This is a genomic window from Pristimantibacillus sp. PTI5 (assembly GCF_048572955.1).
GTDB lineage: Bacteria > Bacillota > Bacilli > Paenibacillales > Paenibacillaceae > Pristimantibacillus.
On record NZ_CP183886.1, the window covers coordinates 3726614 to 3744344 of the forward strand.

Below are 17731 nucleotides of genomic sequence, written 5' to 3' on the forward strand. Positions count from 1 at the left end.
GAATCGATGTGACATGCGGATTGGTTTTTTTGACTCGGGGATCGGCGGGCTTACCGTACTGGCGGAGGCGCTTCGCAGGCTTCCTGACAAGGATTTTCTTTATATGGCGGACACGCTGCATGTTCCCTACGGTACGAAGGCCGAGGAGGACGTGAAGGCTTATATTTTCGATACGGTCGGAATGATGATGTATGAGGGCATAGACGCTTTGGTCGTAGCCTGCAATACGGCGACCAGCATCGCGATAAACGAGCTAAGAGAGCGCTACTCGCTTCCCATCGTCGGGATGGAGCCCGCGGTTAAGCCGGCAGTGGAAATGAACCGCGCAACGGGCAAAAGGGTGCTCGTCTTCGCAACGCCTTTAACGCTGCAGCTGCCCAAATATTATGCGCTCGTTTCCCGCGTGGATGACATGGGTATTGTGGATTCCCTTCCTCTTCCGGAGCTGGTGCACTACTGCGAATCGCTGCAATTCGATAAAGCGGTCATGAATGAATATTTTCTCTCTAAGCTTGCCGGCTATGATTTGAACGATTACGGAATCATCGTACTCGGGTGTACGCATTACCCGTTCTATAAGGAAATATTGAGGGAGCTGCTGCCGCCCCATATTGAAATCGTAGACGGCAACGTGGGGACCGTGAAGCGGCTGTCGGCCTTGCTGAACCGCTATGGCATCGCAGGCGGCGGAGGGAACGGGGACGTTCGGTTTATGTGCTCCGGCCATGAACCGGCTTATATCGATAAAATGCAAAGGGCACTGGCCTTTTTGCGTGAAAGAGACGCTTTAACGGAGACGCTTCCAACCTAAGACCACATGAATAGGGTGTGTTAAAAGGCTATTGCCTTTTAACGCACCCTATTTGCATTTCTTCAGAAAAGGGTAGGAAACGGGGGCATCCAACGACAACCATTATTCTTGGATCAAACGAATAGTGAAGAAGCCATTTTCCCTCTCCTATTTATGAAAATAATTGTGGGGATATTTGTTAATAATAAGCAGTGATTATTAACAGAGGGGATGATTACTTGAAATACTTGAAAAATAGAAACCTAAAATCATTGGAATCGGGAACCCTTGCCATTGAGTTAAGACCGGGAGAAGTCGAACTCAAAATCGCGCAAATTCATGAACATTTATCTCATACGGAGGACCTGAAGATTCAAATGCACGTATTTAACAACCAAGCGTGCGCATTGTTATATTTAGAAGCACTTGTTAACACGGAGTTAATTCAAACCAGTATTATTAAGCCTTTGCTGGAATCAAACTCTGGAGATATAGAACGGTTTGTAAATTCAATCGAAGTCGCGAAATCATCCGATGTTGTTCAGATAGGAAAATACTTACTTGATGGATTTTGTGTTGCGGTCATGGGGAATGATTCAGCCGCAGTCATGATGCCAATCGCACAATCGCAGGGCCGGTCAATCGAAGAACCCAGGACCGAACAAATTATTAATGGATCTCATGAAGGTTTTATCGAAAGTTTAAGCACTAATATTTATTTGCTCCGCAATCGGATCAAAAGTCCAAAATTGAAGGTGAAGTACTTCACCTTAGGCAGTGTCACGAATACGAAAGTAGCTGTCCTCTATATGAATAACATAGCCGATCCCAAAATCGTTGAGGAATGTTTGAAAAGGATATCAGCAATCGATCTCGACTATTTGTATTCCGCTGGCAACATTGATGAGATGATCGAAGAACATCCATTTTCTCCTTTTCCGCAAACGATACAGACCGAAAGGCCTGATCGGGCAGCTGCTTACCTAATAGAGGGGAAAATCACAGTAGTCGTTGACGGCAGCCCAAGTGTTTTGGTTCTGCCTATTACTTTTTTTTCGTTTTACCAATCCCCGGATGATTATAACAGCCGATGGCTAATCGGTTCATTTTACCGGTTCATTCGTTTAATTAGTTTTATTTTGGCCGCTTGTTTACCAGCAATCTATATTGCGATCGTGTCGTACCATTCCGAGGTGCTTCCTATCGGAATTCTATATTCCGTTAAGGTTTCCTTAACCTACGTTCCGTTGCCGCCGATCTTGGAGGCACTCCTTATGCAAACCATCCTTGAATTGCTGAAAGAGGCAGCGATCCGATTACCTTCACCTATAGCCCAAACGATTGGTATTGTCGGGGGGTTAGTCATAGGCACGGCCGTAGTGGAAGCCCAACTGGTTTCTCATACGATGATTGTCGTCATCGGATTGACGGCGATTGCTTCCTTCGCAACCCCATTAAACGAGTTTGGAACCAGCTTAAGAGTTTTAGGCTTTCCAACCATGCTGGCCGCAGCATTGTTTGGCTTTTTCGGAATTTCGATCATGATGATGGTCATCTTCATTCACCTATGCAAGATAGAGACTTTGGGAATACCTTATTTCACACCATTTGGTCCTTTTCACGGGAAGCAAAATTTTAAAGATATTTTCCTAAGGCTTCCGATATGGACGGTCGATAAGGACTCGCAAAACGGTAAAAACAGTCCCTTAAAACAGTTATTTTTCGGGAGGTGGAAACGAACTTGAATACTACGATAAACAGATCCCAATTGTTTTTCTTGATCATCAAAACACAAATTGGAATAGGCCTCTTATCCTTGCCTTCGCAAATACAAAGTTCGGCTAAGGGTGACGCATGGATCTCGGTTCTTGTGGCTGGGGCGGCCATTCAGCTATTGCTTATCGTATATTGGCAGCTGCTTAAAAAATTTCCCGACCTCACCTTAAGTGAAATAACGGTACGAGTTTTTGGAGCTTATACAGGCAAGACTCTAAACCTCATTTATTATGTTTTTTTTATTCTCATAGCGGGTTATGCGAGTACGCTCTATGTCCAGTTGGTTCAAACTTGGATGCTCTCAATGACACCCGGTTGGGTTCTGCTCCTGCTCATCATAGGTACTGGCTTATATCTGGCTCTTGAAAATTTGCGTGTCATTGCAAGATTTTTTGTATTAACTTCTGTACTGTTCGGTTTGTTGATCTTGATCAGTTTTTTAAACTTTAATAATGAGGTGCAAGTTTCTAATATTTTGCCGATAGGCGAATCAGGTTTTGTGCAAATTTTAATGGGAAGTGAAAAAACTTTTTTTTCAATGCTCGGTTTTGAAGTGATCTTATATTTCTTTGCACAAGTTCAAGGCAACCGCAAAGGTATGCTTCGTGTTGTCTCTTTAGCTAATTGTTTTGTCACCTTATTTTATGCTTATTTTGTTTTCATTTGCCTGATTGGATTTAGTCCTAAAGCATTAGAACAAGTGAATGAACCGGTTTTGTATATCTTTAAAGGGTTATCGTATCAGCTGTTTGACCGCCTGGATCTAATCTTTTTATCCATTTGGATTGTTCCAATGACCGCCACCATCGTTTCTTATCTATGCCTAGCCGGAAAAAGTCTAACAACAAATCAAAGTTCATATCGAAGGCTTGTGTGGATCAGCGGCTTGCTGGTATACCTCATAGGGTGGTATTTATCGGCTTTGGAAAATATTGATTTTTTCTATAAATGGTTACAATATGGATACCTTATTATGATTGCACCCTTGCCCATTTTGTTGTGGCTGGTGTCCTTTTTTCTAAAAAATAATAAAAAGGTTGGGTCAGCTTGAGAAAAAAATGTTTTCTTGCGATCTGTATAGGATTATTTTCAATGACCCTAACGGGGTGTTGGGACCTTCAATTGTTAATCAAGAAAAAAATGATAAACGGGATTAGCTTTGATGCTGCCAAAGACGGCCAATTGGTTGGGACTGTTAGTGCGGTCATCCTGAAGAGCAAAGGCAGCGGACAATTCGAAGTGAAGACGGAAGAGTTTCAAGCAACGGGGGGTTCCGTTTTTAATGTTGGTTCTATTGTTGACAGTATGCTTCCAGGCACCATAGAAGCAAGCAAGACTCATGTTTTAATCATCGGGGAAGATTTAGCAAAGCGTGGCATTATGTCCCCGTTGGAGTTTTTTTACCGGTATCCTAAAGGTTATCTGGCATCGAATGTTCTAATAAGCAAGGGACTAGCTTCAGAAGTTTTATCTTTTGAAACTACAGAAAATAGTCCTGCCGCTTATAGTATTAAACAAATGGTTGATGGATCAGTAGGGAAGACGATTGTTCCGAAGCAAAATCTGTTCACCTTATGGAGTCAAATTACTGACCCGGGTGTTGATGCGGTTCTGCCCATGATACATAAAATGGGAAATAAAGCTTTAGCCGTGGATAGCATCGCATTATTTAATGGAACCAAATTTACCGGAGCGTCATTGTCCCGTGACGAAAGTACCATATTATTGCTTTTAATGGATAAGCTGAACAAACATGCATTCATGGATATACCGCTAAAACAGAGCTCTGAAGAGAGCGAGCCTAAAGAACAGACAGCTAATATGATTACCTTTGAAACTCGGAAAGTAAAGAGGTCATTTAAAGTGTCTGTAAGTAAAAACACGCAAGAAATTGTATGTTCATTAAAAGTTGACCTTTATGGTGCGATTAGCAGCTACCCATCCAATATGGGCCGGAAAATCGATCGCGAGCAGTTAAATCAGGAAATAGCCGCAATTCTGAACAAACAGGCAGCAGAAGTTGCAAGCAAATTGCAGAAAGCGAATTGCGATGCTCTCGGAATCGGAAGAAAACTGAGAGTTAACCATTCGAACCTATGGAATAACATCAACTGGAAAAACAAGTACAAGGATGTACAGTTGAAGCCAAGTATTCAAGTTCATATTACAAGTACAGGCGTTATCCAATGAGGAGATATGGGTTAACGTCAGCCCAATAAAACAGCGGCAATCTAGGACTTTTTTTCTCGTCTGCGGCTGCCGCTGTTTTTATAGTTGGGGCGAGTCTAATCCTTTATTTTATTTCTACAAAAGCAAGACTTAGAGATCTTCCATTGTGAGCAGAACCGGGCAATGGTCGCTCCCGAGGATGTGACAATCGATCTGCGCGTCGATCAGCTGCGGGCCGAGTCTTGCCGAAGCCAGGAAGTAGTCTATCCGCCAGCCCACATTCCTCTCGCGCACCTTCGGCATGAAGGACCACCAGCTGTATACTTCGGAACGATCAGGATAGAAATGCCGGAACGTATCGAGGAAGCCGCCGTCCAGAAGCTCCGTCATCTTGCCGCGCTCCTCCATCGTGAAGCCCGAGTTGCCGAGATTAGGCTTCGGATGCTTTAAATCGATTTCCTGATGCGCGACATTCAGATCGCCGCAAACGATCACGGGCTTCACGGCATCAAGCGCCTGCAGGTAGCCGCGGAACCGGTTTTCCCATTCCAACCGGTAATCGAGCCGCGACAAATCGCGTTTGGCGTTAGGCGTGTATACGTTAACCAAATAGAAGCCCTCGAATTCAAGCGTAATGACGCGGCCCTCGGGCTCCGAGTTTTCCTCGATGCCGTAGTGGACGGAGAGGGGCTTTATTCTTGTGAAAACAGCCGTGCCTGAGTAGCCCTTCTTCACCGCGTAATTCCAATATTGCGCGTATTCCTCGCCAAGCTCCATGCTGATCTGGCCTTCTTGCAGCTTCGTCTCCTGCAGGCAGAAAATATCGGCGTCCGTTTCTTTGAAATAATCATAAAAACCCTTCGTTACGCATGCCCTTAAACCATTTACATTCCAGGATACCAGCTTAATCATCATCTATCTCCTTGCGACCTGAATCGTTTTCTACTAGTTTATCATAGATTCGGCCGCGATTGGCTGTCATCGGCTGGCAGAAGCCTGTTGGAGGTTTTCCTGCGAATGATAGCTTCAATAACAATCAGATTGGGAACCCAGCAAAGCCAAGCCACGACATGGTAACCTTCCACGAAATCCCCGAACAGCATGACCAGCGGCGCAAGCCAAATGCGAAGGGTAACGCCTGCAAACGTAAGCGCATAGCTGCGGAGCATCCATTCGCGATGGGCTTTGGCGTCCTTGGCCATAATTTTGCGCAAGCCGATCCATGTCGTTGCTACCCATAGAACATCCAACGTAAAGAAGCCAAGCCCCGAGATCCAGCCGCCCGTTGCAAAAAAGGATAAATAGATGCCGACAACGCCGCTCACGGCTATCGAGAGGACATAGACATACCCCAGCCTTTTATGCAGGCGCCCTCTAGGTTTGGACGGCTTTTGAAAAATTTGAAAGGGACCGATGACGAGCGCCAGCACAGCCGTCACGATATGGATGTAAAGCACATAGACCCAAGGCGTAAGCTTGAAGTCAGACTCTAGAAGCTTTGCGGCCACGAGTCCGGCATCGCTGGCTTTAAAAAGGCTGTACTGCACAACAGCATAACCCGCTACCGCAAAAGCCAAGAAAAACACGAGCGCACGATTGATCTTTTTTCCCATAATGGCTATCACACTCTCTTTTTTAGGATTTAATTGATTGGTGTTCAATAAAAATGCAAAAAAAATTAATGCAGGCCGCGCAGCAGCAGCTGCACATGCAGATAGGCCAGCTTAGAGACGTCCTCAAAGGACTGCGTGCTGGAAATGAAAAAACTGACAAAGCCGTGTAGAGAGAGGAATAGGATCCAGATCATACTGCTGTTCTCGGCATGCTCCGGATTGATTATGCGCAGGGACTCCTGTACAGCCTTAGCGAATTTCTCATAGCTTTCTGTCTTCGGCTTCATGGTGTAGCAGTCCAACTCGGGCAGCTGTATGAGAAACATCAGCTCGAATGATCGTTTATTCTCAAGCCCAAACCGGATAAAGGCGATAAAGACCATCTCCAGCTGCTCTTGGCCGGCAAGGGGCGATTGGCTGACAGTCTCGTCAAGCAGCGCATTGAGCCGTGCAAAATCCTCCGCTGCCATCGCGCTGAACAAATCCGCTTTCTCGCGGAAATGGTAGTAGAGCGATCCCGGCGAATAGCCAAGCGACTTTGCGATGCCGCGCATGGAAACGTCGCGGTAGCCGAGCTGCGAGAATTGCTCTCTTGCAGTCTCCAGTATTCGTTCCTTGCTAAGCTCCTGATCTACAGCCTTACGTGGTGTCATGGGATCAAATCCTCCTTTTTTTGAACATTGTTCAATTAAAAATTTACCATATCCTTCATATTCATGTCAACCTTTTCATGAAAGCTTGGACAGGCCGCCGCGGAGAGTGTATCCTATTTTTATCCAGATCATCAAGGAGGACGTATGTTCAACGTCAAAACCTATTTAAGGAAGCCGCAAAGCCGCATCAAAGCCGAGTTTGGCCATGATTTGGAACAGTATAAACGGGTATGAGACGATTATTCGCATTCAGCAATGCTTGAGCCAGCTGGATCCATAAGCCATAAAGAGCAGGAAGGGGAACAACATGGGCAAGACCAAGAAGATCAATTCATTAAGCCACTATCAAATGATGCTGAGCCGGTATCTGCTTCCTCGGAAAAAAACGGTAACCGGGCTCGCGCTGCTTTTATTTGTCTCCATTTTGCTGCAGCTGGTTAATCCTCAAATTATCCGCTATTTTATCGATACCGCGCAATCGGATAATGCCATGCAGCCGTTGTATTATGCAGCCGCGTTGTTTATCGTCTTCTCGCTTGTCCAGCAGCTCGTATCCGTCGCAGCGACCTATGTGAGCGAAAATCTCGCTTGGCGCGCGACAAACGAGCTGCGCGGCGATCTAGCCGAGCACTGCCTGAGACTGGACATGTCGTTTCATAAATCGAATACGTCCGGGTCCATTATTGAGCGCGTCGATGGGGATGTGAATGCGCTCGCCAATTTTTTCTCCAGCTTTATCATTCATTTAGCTGGGAATCTTCTTCTTATGCTGGGCATTATCGTTTTATTATTCCGGGAAAATGTGTTGATCGGCGCAGGCATGCTTCTATTTGTGGCATTCGCTATGTTTGTCATTCAATGGATTCGCAAATTCGCCGTGCCCGTATGGGCCAAGTGGCGGCAAATCAATGCCGAATTTTACGGCTTTATCGGCGAGCATCTCGAGGGGACGGAGGATACGCGGGCAAACGGCGCGACCGGCTTTGTCATGAACCGCTTCTATTCGCTGCTGCGCCGGATGCTGCCGCTGCGGAGAAGGGCGTTTCTCGGCTTTTCCTCCATGTGGATAACGACGATCATCGTGTTCGCGCTGGGCAATGCGATGGCTTTTGCGATTAGCGCCTACCTATGGAAGGCAGGCAGCATCTCGATCGGGACCGTTTATTTGATTTTTTATTACACGGAGCTGCTGGCGAAGCCAATCGAAAAAATCAGGACGCAAATCGAGGATTTGCAAAAGGCGGATGCCAGCCTGCTCCGGATTCGCGAGCTGCTTGCTACATCGCCGCGAATCGAGGACGGGCCTGGAGCGAAGCTGCCGAAAGGCCCGCTTGCCGTGGATTTGAATACGGTTACTTTCGGGTATGATGATTATCCGACGCTTGAGGAGCTGCAGCTGCATGTCAAGCCGGGCGAAGTGCTTGGCCTGCTTGGACGGACGGGGAGCGGGAAGACGACGCTGGCGCGTCTCCTGCTGCGCTTCTATGACCCGCAGCAGGGCAGCATAAAGCTGAGCGGGACGGATATAAGGCAGTGCAAGCTCATTGAGCTGCGATCCAGGGTGGCGCTTGTGACGCAAAATATTGAAATTTTGCAGGGCAGCGTAAGGGATAACTTGACCTTCTATGACGATAGCATACCGGACCATGAGATCATTCTGGTTCTGCGCGAGCTTGGACTGCGGAGCTGGTATGACTCGCTGCCGGACGGGCTGGACACCTCGCTCGCTTCGGGCGGCGGCAGCTTGTCGGCAGGCGAGGCGCAGCTGCTGGCTTTTGCACGGGTTTTTCTCACGAACCCCGGACTTGTCATCCTTGACGAAGCTTCGTCGCGGCTTGATCCGTTGACGGAATTCCGGATGGAACAGGCGATCGGCAAGCTGCTGAGCAACCGCTCCTGCATCATCATCGCGCATCGCCTGACTACGGTGCAGCGCGCGGATCAGATTGTGATTTTGGAGCAAGGACGCATCGTGGAAAGCGGGCCTCGGCTTAAGCTTGCCGCTGATCCAGCGTCCAGGTTCAGCAAAATGCTGGCGGCAGGGCTCGAGGAGGTGCTCGTATGAGTACATTTACGTATATGTGGCGTTTAATATGCTACCGGCCAGGCTGGTATTTGACCAATGCAATCGTCTGGACGGTTATTTACCTGATGCCGATTTTTCCGGGGCTCATTACGAAGGCATTTTTTGATTCCTTGACGATCGATTCCGCTGCCGGCTATGGGACGTGGGGCTTAATCGCACTTTTGCTTGGAGCCGCGCTTGCCCGCAGCGCGACGGTGCTGATCGGTTTTATCACGGATGTTAACTTTCGATTCCGCATGGGCATGCTGCTGCGCCGGAATTTACTGGAGCATATTTTAAAGGAGCCCGGGGCAAGGGCGATTCCGTGCTCGCCGGGCGAGGCGATCAGCCATTTTCGCGATGATGTCGACCAGTCGGAGGAAGCGGTCAGCTGGTCCGTCGATGTGTTCGGCATGACCTGCTTTGCGGTCGTGTCTTGCTTTATCCTCATCCGAATAGACGCGCAAATGACGACGCTGGTGTTTTTGCCGCTCGTCATCGTGGTGATTGCCGCGCAGCTGGCTACGACCCGGCTGCAAAAGTACCGCTCGGAGAGCCGTGATTCTACCGCCAAGGTTACCGGGGCCATCAGCGAAATGTTCGGCAGCGTTCAGGCCATTCAAGTCGCTGGCGCGGAGAAGCGCGTCATGTCGAGGTTTAGAGCGCTGAACGATAATCGCCGAAAAACGATGCTGAAGGATAAATTGATGACCGAGGTGCTGGATTCGATATTTTCCAATTCGGTCAATCTGGGTACGGGACTCATTCTGCTGCTTGCCGGGCAAAAGATGCGCGGAGGCGAATTTACGGTAGGGGACTTTTCTTTATTCGTCTATTACCTTACCTTCGTGACGCAGTTTATTTCTAACTTCGGCAAGTTTCTGACCTACTTTAAACAGATGACGGTGGCTCTTCTCCGTCTGACCGGTATCCTGCAAGGGGCGCCGGCTCAAGTGCTCACGGCCGCAAACGGTTTGCAATTAAAGGGGGATGCCGTGGATAAACCAGCGGCAGCTGCATCGTCTGCGGGAGATAAGCTGCAGCAGTTGGAGGCAAGCGGTCTGACCTATACGTATCCCGAAACCGGAAGAGGTATCGCTGACGTTAATCTTAAGCTTACGCGCGGCTCCTTTACGGTCATAACCGGTCCCATCGGTTCGGGAAAAACGACGCTTGTGCGGACGCTGCTTGGTCTTTTGCCTCGGACAGGCGGCACGGTGCGATGGAACGGCCGAGAGGTACAGGATCCCGGTTCGTTCTTTATTCCTCCGCGGAGCGCGTATACAGCCCAGGTGCCTAGGCTTTACAGCGATACGCTGCGCGAGAATATATTGCTCGGCCATTCGGACCAGGACGGCCAGCTGGCAAGGGCGCTGCACACCGCGGTACTCGAGGAGGATCTCGGACATTTGCAAAACGGTCTGGACACGGTCATCGGCCCGCGCGGCGTAAAGCTGTCCGGGGGCCAGGCGCAGCGGACGGCCGCGGCGCGCATGCTGGTCCGGGACAGCGGGCTCTATGTATTCGATGATCTCTCCAGCGCGCTGGATGTCGAGACCGAGCAGAAGCTTTGGTCGCGTCTCTTCCGCGAGCGGGGCGATGCCACATGCCTCGTAGTCTCGCACCGCAAGACGGCGCTGGCGAAGGCTGATCATATTGTGGTAATGAGAGATGGACGAATCGAGGCCGAAGGGACGGCGGAGGAGTTGCTTGAGGGAAATGATTCTTTCCGTAAGCTGTGGCATGGAGAAGAAAGCTAAAGTGAATTGTATTTTGTCAAATGCCGCGATATGATAGACCATATCTTAATTTGTCGAATCGTATTAGAAACGGATCTTATAACATAAAAGAGGTGTCTCAACATTAGAGCTAACCGTTTCTATCTTGCTGCGGGAAACGTACTCAAGGATTTATTGCTTGTATTTCGGCTGATTGTTAGATCCAGGAGCTCGGTAAGCAGGAAAATATTCATCTATTATATGGGCAGCGTAACCTTTGTTATATTGCTGTTCGGTATTTTGTCCTACAATTATTCGCGGGCAGTCGTTATTGATAAATTAATGGAAAGCAGTCAGGAAACGGTGATGGAGACCGGCAAACGGATTGATCTGATGCTGGACAACTATCGAATGGTTACATCGCAGATTGCATCCGACTCGGAACTCCGCGACGTGCTTGCGGGTGAATCCTGGCAAAGCCAGTATCAAAGCGACCGATTATCCAATATGCTGAAAACCAAGTTTCTGGGTTATTCAGTGAATGATCCGTTAATGCGTCTCGATTTGATGAAGATTGATGAGGCGCAAAAACAGGTTTGGCTGCAGCCCGTTCTGCGGGAAAACGGAAAAGCAACATGGCTGGAAACCACGAAGAAGGGTTACATCGCGGGAAAGATTTTGAATGACCCAGCCTTTGCCGTGGCCAGAACTGTGAATAGGCAGGGAACGGTTCTCCCCCTCGGCGTTCTGATTATGGAGATTAATACGCATACGTTTGTCGATAAACTAGTAAACGTACGATTCAGCGGTAATTTGCTTGTCGTAGACAAGACAGGAAAAATTATGATCGCGGCAGACTCCAGCCAGATCGGCATGACAATTGCAGCGAATCAGCTGCAATTGACGAACGGCGATTCAAGCGGGTCGGCCCGGGGCGTTTTTGTGGACGGCAAGGAAATGATGTTCGTTTACCACAAATCTCCGGTAACCGGGTGGATTCTGATAGGTATGGAGCCCGTTACCGAGGTGACGAAAGAGACAGGGGCAATCTGGATTTATACTATGGGCATGATGGTGTTTGCCCTTATGCTTACGGGTATCCTCGGCATTTTTGTTATTCGAAATGTAGGAGGCCCGCTGCATACGCTTAGCTCGGTGATGGATAAAAGCCGATCAGGAGACTTATCCGTTAGAGCGCCGGTCATGTCGAATGATGAGATTGGACAGGTTAGCCGCAGCTTGAATCAGATGATGGACCAGGTTCAGCTCTTGATGAAAGAAGCGGAAGAGTCCGTTTATTTGCATACGAGGCTCGAAGCGGAGTCGGAACAGCGGAGAATAGCCGATCACCTTACGCATTCCATCACGCAATTGTCTTCCTCCCTGGAGCTGGAAGAAGTATTGTACCGTATATTTCCGCTCCTGAATGAGTTCGCGCCAATCGTTCGCGGGAGCCTGTGGATGAGGGATGATGAAGAACACTTGAGGCTTAAAGTAATGAAGAATGGCCCGGCGCTCGTATATGAGGAGCATTTCGTTGAGATGGAAACGCTTCCTGACTCCGTTTGCAGCTCCATATTCTCAAGCGACCCCATTGCACTGGATAATGAGATCGCGCAAAAGTCCTTTGCTGCCCTGCTTCCTGACGAGGATCTTGGGAATCGGGGTTGGATGCTCTATCCCTTCGTGTATCAAAGGAAAACGCTAGGATTCTTACTGCTCGATTGCAGTCACTTAACGGACAAAGAAAAACAATATGTTTCGCTATTTACCGCGCAGGCCACGATTACGATCATGAACGCCCGTATACATGAGGATATGCGGAAGCAGGCGAACGTTGACGGTTTAACCGGCATTTATAATCGCCGTTTTATATTTTCCGAGGCGGAGCGTCTCTGTTCTATGGAGCAGTCGATGCGTTTCTGCGTGATTTTGTTCGATATTGACCATTTTAAATCAGTGAACGACCAATATGGACATGCCGCGGGTGACGAGGTGCTGCGGCAAGTATCAGCATGTACCCGCTTGGTGTGCGGGAATAAAGGAATTCCAGGGCGATACGGCGGGGAAGAGTTCGTCATCCTTCTGCCGAATACAGAGCCCGAGGAAGCGTATCGCATGGCGGAAGAGCTGCGCGGGGTCATTGAAAACCATGTCAATTGGTACGACAACCAAGAGATTATGGTAACCGTAAGCATGGGGATTGCGTCTTCCGAAACCAACGTGTCTGATTTTCAAGAAGTGTTGTTTATGGCGGACAATCGGCTCTATCAAGCTAAACGCGAAGGACGTAACTGTATACGCTATGCATTAAACAATTAGGCTGACAAGGGAGTTTCTCGTATGGCGAAATGGGCTTTCCGATGCAGGTCTTTGGCCGTTTTAACCGTGCTGGCCCTCGTGGCCGCGGCATGCGGCCATAACGATAACAACGACAGAATAGCTGAACAGGATAAGAATGCCCCGCTGGGGAGTGATTATGGGGAAGGAATCGTCGTTGGCTTTTCGATGGATACGCTGGTTGAGGATCGGTGGTTGAAGGATCGAGACCTGTTCGTTGCGGCTGTCGAGCGGATGGGGGCGGAAGTTAATGTGCAGGCGGCCGGCGGAGATGAGGAAAAACAAGTTTTCCATGCGGAAAATTTGATCAGCCTAGGCGTGGATATTCTGGTGGTGGTACCGAATAACGCGGAGGTAATGACGGAAGTCGTCGAGAAGGCTCACGCTGCCGGCATTAAAGTGCTCTCGTATGACCGTTTGATTAAAGACGCGGACGTTGACCTCTATATCTCATTTGATAACGAAAAAATAGGAAGAATGCAAGCGGAGGCCATAAAGGAGCAAGTTCCTAAAGGGAATATCGTTTATATCGGCGGTTCCGAAATGGATAACAACTCTCATTTGCTTCGAAAAGGATCCTTCTCGGTTCTCCAGCCTTTGATTGATAACGGCGATTTGAACATAATCGAAGACCGGTTCACGGATGAATGGCTCCCGGCAAAAGCGCAGGAGACGATGCAGCGCGTTCTTGAGAATGCAGGCAGCCGGGTCGACGGGGTTATTAGCGCCAATGACGGAATAGCTGGCGGGATTATTGATGCATTAATGACGAAGGACTTGCAGGGAAAAGTCGCTGTAACCGGCCAAGATGCCGATTTGATGGCGATACGAAGAATTATTCAAGGCACGCAGACGATGACGGTCTATAAGCCCATCGGTCTCCTCGCGGAAACGGCTGCCGAGCTTGCTATTAAGCTTGCGAGAGGAGAGGCGGTAACCACGGACAAGTACGTAAACAACGGAAAAGGCGAGATTCCTTCCGTTCTGCTCGATCCGATATTTGTGGATCAATCGAATATTGATACGACGGTCATCGCAGACGGCTTTCATAAACGGGAGGATGTCTATAACTAGGGATGCCCCTAGGCGGCAGAATCCGATTCAATAAGCTTAAAGACCGAGATTACCGCTAAGGTGAATCTCGGTTTTTTTGATATAAAACGGCATGTTTTCCGTCAGGCCATTTGATAATATAATGACAGGAAGAGAATCCCAAACGGATAGAGGGTGAATATGGACGCGAATAAACATCTGCAGAATGCCATTCATTATATAGAGGAAAATCTCTCTGACCTTTTGGAGCCGGAGCAGATTGCGGATTCAGCCTATATGTCAGTACCGAATTTGTACCGCCTGTTTTACGCGTTGACGGGGCATTCACTCATGGATTACATTCGCAAAAGGCGTGTCAATCAAGCGGCTGTCTATCTTCGGCACTCAGAAAGACCGATATTGGACATTGCACTGGATTGCGGATTTGATTCTTATCGAACGTTTGCAACTGTATTCAAACGGATAACAGGATTAACGCCAGGCATGTACCGAAAGGCCGATTTTTATTATAGCTTTGAGCCGGTTTATTTATTGGAGAAGCATAGTTATCCAGAAGACCGGGAATTATCGCTTCTATACTCAGATATTAAAGTCATTAAGACAGAGACTGTACAGGTGCTTGCCTATCGGCATCGGGCTCCGGTAAGCGAGGGGCTGGAGGAAGAGGCCTTTCGTTTATTTTTCAATCTATTGGAGTCGGCGGGCTGCGCAACGGAAAAGCTGCGCTTTTTTGGCTACAATCTAGAACCGGAGTCGGGCTCGCTCCCGTATGCCTATCAAATCTACACGTCATTTACCGCTGTAACAGAGCTGGAACATCCTGATGTATTCTTAACGGAGGAAGAGGGAGGTTTATACGCGGTTAGCAAGGTTCCGGCTGCAAATCCATCGGTTATTCAAGCGGGGTGGAACCGAATGCTGGAGGAATGGCTGCCAAGAAGCAGCTTTAAGCTGGGAGAGCATCATTTTGTGGAAGAGCATCAGCATCATCGCGGCAAGGTGACGAGGCTAAAGCTGTTATTACCGGTTATGCGAAAGCAGGAGCAGGAACCGATTGTCATACAGAGCCTGCCTCCGATGGAATGGCTAGCTTTTCGCTCAAGTGGAAGAGATGCGAAGGAAACGGCTGACGAGGAGCTTACCTTTTGGCTGGCTGGCAGGCATCTGCAAGAGGAACACCGGCAAGCGTTATTTATGTCTTACAGCTATGGCATCTCAGAGGAAGCTCATATTTGGTATGAGCTTGCGATAGCGCTTCCGGGAGACAGCGGATTAGCTGGTACAGCGGAAGTCCGTTTACGGCCGGGCGGGCTGTATGCCAGCATGACGACCAGCGCTTATGGTGTAATGACCGGTGTCCTGGATAAGCTTGATGCATGGGTCGCTCAAAGCGGGGGATATAGATTGGATGAGAGCAGGGAATGGTTCGGTCAATATGTGAAGACCGAGGGCTGGGAGTCGGAACGATCAACCGTAATTACCTGCTACCTCCCTGTCATTCGCAAGAGTATGGGTATGCAATAAGAGAGAGGTGTGGCTAAGTTGGGAGAACAATCGAAACGACGAACTCCAGCCGTTAAACGAAGAACAAAGCAAGCGATTAGATGGTACAAACCTGTCATCGTTCCTAAGGCTGTCAAAACATTGTTTGGAGGCGTTCAAATGAAACCTGTGGAGCAAACAAGCAGAGAAGCTGTCAAAAGTCCGATCATGAACAAGGTAGGAAGTATTTTTGTTCCGGTTAAGGATATAGAGAAGTCACGGGACTGGTATTGTCGTTTGCTGGGGCTGGCCAATGATTGCGAAATCATGAACGGACATCTGTGCCCTTTGCCCATGCAGGGCACCGGACTTATTCTTGATACCATGCCGATGTGGGGAGGAAAAGAACCGGGCGGGGCTCCCAATCTAAAGACGCCGGCTTTTATGCTGCTAACGAGTGATCTGCAAGCGTCCTATGATTTTGCGGCTGCTAATCAGGTGAATATAGTGACCGATATTCAGCATGAGCATTGGTTTGTCATTAAGGATCCGGATGATAATCTGCTTATGGTTTGCCGGGAGTAAGGAAAGCGATAAAAGGTTAGGATGATAAAGGGCAAATCAGGCCGAGCGCCTCTCTAATCGGAGAAGGCGTTCGGTTTTTTTGCGAAGAAGACATGTTGACAACTTTTTATCCTAGTGTTAGGATAAAACTATCCTAATTATAGAATTCATTAATTTAAGATATATAAGCAAGGAGGCGCACGGTATGTATCAGCCCGATGAGCAAAGCCAGCTGGATTTAAGATTGTTTCGTATATGGCATAAAGCTTCCAAGACGATCGAAGATAATATCCGCAAGGATATGTTGAGCTACGGCATCAACCAAGAGCAATTTATGATTTTGGAGCTGTTATATAGCAAAGGCCCGCAGCCCATACAAAAAATAAGCGAGAAATTTTCGATCCCAAGCGGCAGTATAACTTACGTAGTAGACAAGCTTGAGAAGAAAGGTTATGTGAAAAGGGAGCCAAGCCCTACCGACCGCAGAGGCTCAAACGTGACCTTAACGGAAGCGGGACAGACTTTGTTTGATGATATTTTTCCAAAGCATGCAGAGGTTATTTCACGGAATTTAAGCTTTGTCAGCAATGCGGATAAAGAACAGCTAATTATGCTGTTAAAAGCAATCGGCCTTGGTGCGGAAGCACTTGGCGAGAAGGGGGAGAAATCATGAAGGTAAAAGTGTATACGCCGTTGCAGCAGGCGGTTGGTTCATTTGAAGACGGTAAAATTACCGAGCAGAAGCCGATTGGATTTCCTCAGGACCAGGGGGCAGTGAAAAGGGTAGGTCCGTTATTTTATTGGGCTTGGGCACATGCCAAGGAAGGCGGCAGCATCGGACTTCACCCTCATAAGGGCTTTGAAATTATGACTTATGTGGTGAATGGGCTGGTTGAGCATGGAGATACCTTGGGTACGGCAAGCACCGTGGGCCCCGGCGGCGCACAGGTCATGCAGACCGGCTCCGGCGTATCGCATCGCGAGAAAATAACCGGACCCGATGCAGAAATCTTTCAAATTTGGTTTGAGCCTGATCTTAATGTAGCCGTGAAAAGAAAACCGACATACAACGAATATATCGCAGGGGACTTCCCTCAATCCAGCGGCAGCCAAGTGCATAAAACAACCATTCTTGGTGAGGATTCCCCTATCCAGCTGGTAACGGAGGCGCAAATGTGGGACCTAACCTTGGAGCCGGATTCCGTATATGAATGGACCATCCCCGAAGGCTATTCCGTTGCTGCGCTTGCGATTAGAGGAGACGGCGTATGGAGCTTCGGCGCAGCGGGGGGAAGCAGGGCGCTGTTCAAGCAAAAGGATTTTACGGTGCTGGAGGCAGATGATCAGGCAGAGCTGCTGCAATTGGAAAGCGGAGACGATCAGGTGCGCATGATCGTCATTCAACTGCCGACTCAAGTAGAATACCCGTTATATCCGCGTTAGACCTTATTCAGCAAGGAAATAATAAGATAAATATGTCAGACACGAAGAGGCCAGCCGTCATGCGG

At 48.4% G+C, this 17731-nt stretch carries 15 protein-coding genes; 12 read left to right on the plus strand and 3 right to left on the minus strand.

Features of this window, described 5'->3' with window-relative positions; genetic code table 11:
• Positions 1–13 precede the first annotated feature (13 nt).
• The 4 genes from murI to ACN6MW_RS16785 all read left to right on the plus strand — a co-directional run bounded on the left by murI (position 14) and on the right by ACN6MW_RS16785 (position 4756).
• Positions 14–811, plus strand: coding sequence for a glutamate racemase (gene murI / locus ACN6MW_RS16770; protein WP_419871229.1), 798 nt, complete (start codon positions 14–16; stop codon positions 809–811).
• Positions 812–1029: 218 nt separating this feature from the next.
• A complete protein-coding gene (locus ACN6MW_RS16775; protein ID WP_419871230.1) occupies positions 1030–2535 on the plus strand; it encodes a spore germination protein in 1506 nt (501 codons plus the stop codon).
• Entirely contained in the window at positions 2532–3617 is a 1086-nt protein-coding gene (locus tag ACN6MW_RS16780) for a GerAB/ArcD/ProY family transporter (RefSeq protein ID WP_419871231.1), read from the plus strand. The genes ACN6MW_RS16775 and ACN6MW_RS16780 overlap by 4 nt, the downstream gene beginning before the upstream one ends.
• Positions 3618–3688: 71 nt before the next feature.
• Positions 3689–4756 (plus strand): Ger(x)C family spore germination protein, encoded by a 1068-nt coding sequence (locus ACN6MW_RS16785; RefSeq protein WP_419871232.1) that lies wholly within the window; start codon positions 3689–3691, stop codon positions 4754–4756.
• Positions 4757–4885: 129 nt separating this feature from the next.
• Here the strand turns inward: ACN6MW_RS16785 and ACN6MW_RS16790 are convergent, their stop codons facing one another.
• The 3 genes from ACN6MW_RS16790 to ACN6MW_RS16800 form a co-directional block, all read right to left on the minus strand.
• Positions 4886–5644 carry an exodeoxyribonuclease III gene (locus ACN6MW_RS16790; protein ID WP_419876371.1) on the minus strand — a complete coding sequence of 253 codons (759 nt, stop codon included), beginning with the start codon at positions 5642–5644 and terminating at the stop codon, positions 4886–4888.
• Between the two features lie 44 nt (positions 5645–5688).
• Positions 5689–6348, minus strand: coding sequence for a DUF2306 domain-containing protein (locus ACN6MW_RS16795; RefSeq protein WP_419871233.1), 660 nt, complete (start codon positions 6346–6348; stop codon positions 5689–5691).
• Positions 6349–6413: 65 nt separating this feature from the next.
• Positions 6414–7001: a TetR/AcrR family transcriptional regulator gene (locus tag ACN6MW_RS16800; RefSeq protein ID WP_419871234.1), complete on the minus strand. Its 588-nt coding sequence runs from the start codon at positions 6999–7001 to the stop codon at positions 6414–6416.
• 307 nt (positions 7002–7308) lie between these two features.
• Between ACN6MW_RS16800 and ACN6MW_RS16805 the strand changes: the two genes are divergently transcribed.
• The 8 genes from ACN6MW_RS16805 to ACN6MW_RS16840 all read left to right on the plus strand — a co-directional run bounded on the left by ACN6MW_RS16805 (position 7309) and on the right by ACN6MW_RS16840 (position 17666).
• On the plus strand, positions 7309–9066 hold the full coding sequence (locus ACN6MW_RS16805; protein WP_419871235.1) for an ABC transporter ATP-binding protein: 1758 nt from the start codon (positions 7309–7311) through the stop codon (positions 9064–9066).
• Positions 9063–10826, plus strand: a complete 1764-nt coding sequence (locus tag ACN6MW_RS16810) for an ABC transporter ATP-binding protein (protein ID WP_419871236.1) — start codon at positions 9063–9065, stop codon at positions 10824–10826. Before ACN6MW_RS16805 ends, ACN6MW_RS16810 begins: the two co-directional genes overlap by 4 nt.
• Positions 10827–11045: 219 nt before the next feature.
• Entirely contained in the window at positions 11046–13106 is a 2061-nt protein-coding gene (locus tag ACN6MW_RS16815) for a diguanylate cyclase (RefSeq protein WP_419871237.1), read from the plus strand.
• A 21-nt stretch (positions 13107–13127) separates the two neighbouring features.
• Positions 13128–14198, plus strand: a complete 1071-nt coding sequence (locus tag ACN6MW_RS16820) for a sugar ABC transporter substrate-binding protein (protein WP_419871238.1) — start codon at positions 13128–13130, stop codon at positions 14196–14198.
• A gap of 159 nt (positions 14199–14357) precedes the next feature.
• Positions 14358–15701, plus strand: a complete 1344-nt coding sequence (locus ACN6MW_RS16825) for a helix-turn-helix domain-containing protein (protein ID WP_419871239.1) — start codon at positions 14358–14360, stop codon at positions 15699–15701.
• A 138-nt stretch (positions 15702–15839) separates the two neighbouring features.
• Entirely contained in the window at positions 15840–16244 is a 405-nt protein-coding gene (locus tag ACN6MW_RS16830; RefSeq protein ID WP_419871240.1) for a VOC family protein, read from the plus strand.
• A 184-nt stretch (positions 16245–16428) separates the two neighbouring features.
• Complete coding sequence (locus ACN6MW_RS16835) at positions 16429–16896, plus strand: MarR family winged helix-turn-helix transcriptional regulator (protein ID WP_419871241.1); 468 nt, start codon at positions 16429–16431, stop codon at positions 16894–16896.
• Positions 16893–17666, plus strand: a complete 774-nt coding sequence (locus ACN6MW_RS16840) for a pirin family protein (protein WP_419871242.1) — start codon at positions 16893–16895, stop codon at positions 17664–17666. Before ACN6MW_RS16835 ends, ACN6MW_RS16840 begins: the two co-directional genes overlap by 4 nt.
• Positions 17667–17731: the final 65 nt, after the last annotated feature.

What these genes read in the sequence shown, in the direction of transcription:
- murI (WP_419871229.1), top strand. Translation starts at nt 14, where the DNA reads ATGCGGATTGGTTTTTTTGACTCGGGGATCGGCGGGCTTACCGTACTG.
- ACN6MW_RS16795 (WP_419871233.1), bottom strand. Translation starts at nt 6,348, where the DNA reads ATGGGAAAAAAGATCAATCGTGCGCTCGTGTTTTTCTTGGCTTTTGCG.
- ACN6MW_RS16800 (WP_419871234.1), bottom strand. Translation starts at nt 7,001, where the DNA reads ATGACACCACGTAAGGCTGTAGATCAGGAGCTTAGCAAGGAACGAATA.
- ACN6MW_RS16805 (WP_419871235.1), top strand. Translation starts at nt 7,309, where the DNA reads ATGGGCAAGACCAAGAAGATCAATTCATTAAGCCACTATCAAATGATG.
- ACN6MW_RS16810 (WP_419871236.1), top strand. Translation starts at nt 9,063, where the DNA reads ATGAGTACATTTACGTATATGTGGCGTTTAATATGCTACCGGCCAGGC.
- ACN6MW_RS16815 (WP_419871237.1), top strand. Translation starts at nt 11,046, where the DNA reads ATGGGCAGCGTAACCTTTGTTATATTGCTGTTCGGTATTTTGTCCTAC.
- ACN6MW_RS16820 (WP_419871238.1), top strand. Translation starts at nt 13,128, where the DNA reads ATGGCGAAATGGGCTTTCCGATGCAGGTCTTTGGCCGTTTTAACCGTG.
- ACN6MW_RS16825 (WP_419871239.1), top strand. Translation starts at nt 14,358, where the DNA reads ATGGACGCGAATAAACATCTGCAGAATGCCATTCATTATATAGAGGAA.
- ACN6MW_RS16830 (WP_419871240.1), top strand. Translation starts at nt 15,840, where the DNA reads ATGAAACCTGTGGAGCAAACAAGCAGAGAAGCTGTCAAAAGTCCGATC.
- ACN6MW_RS16835 (WP_419871241.1), top strand. Translation starts at nt 16,429, where the DNA reads ATGTATCAGCCCGATGAGCAAAGCCAGCTGGATTTAAGATTGTTTCGT.
- ACN6MW_RS16840 (WP_419871242.1), top strand. Translation starts at nt 16,893, where the DNA reads ATGAAGGTAAAAGTGTATACGCCGTTGCAGCAGGCGGTTGGTTCATTT.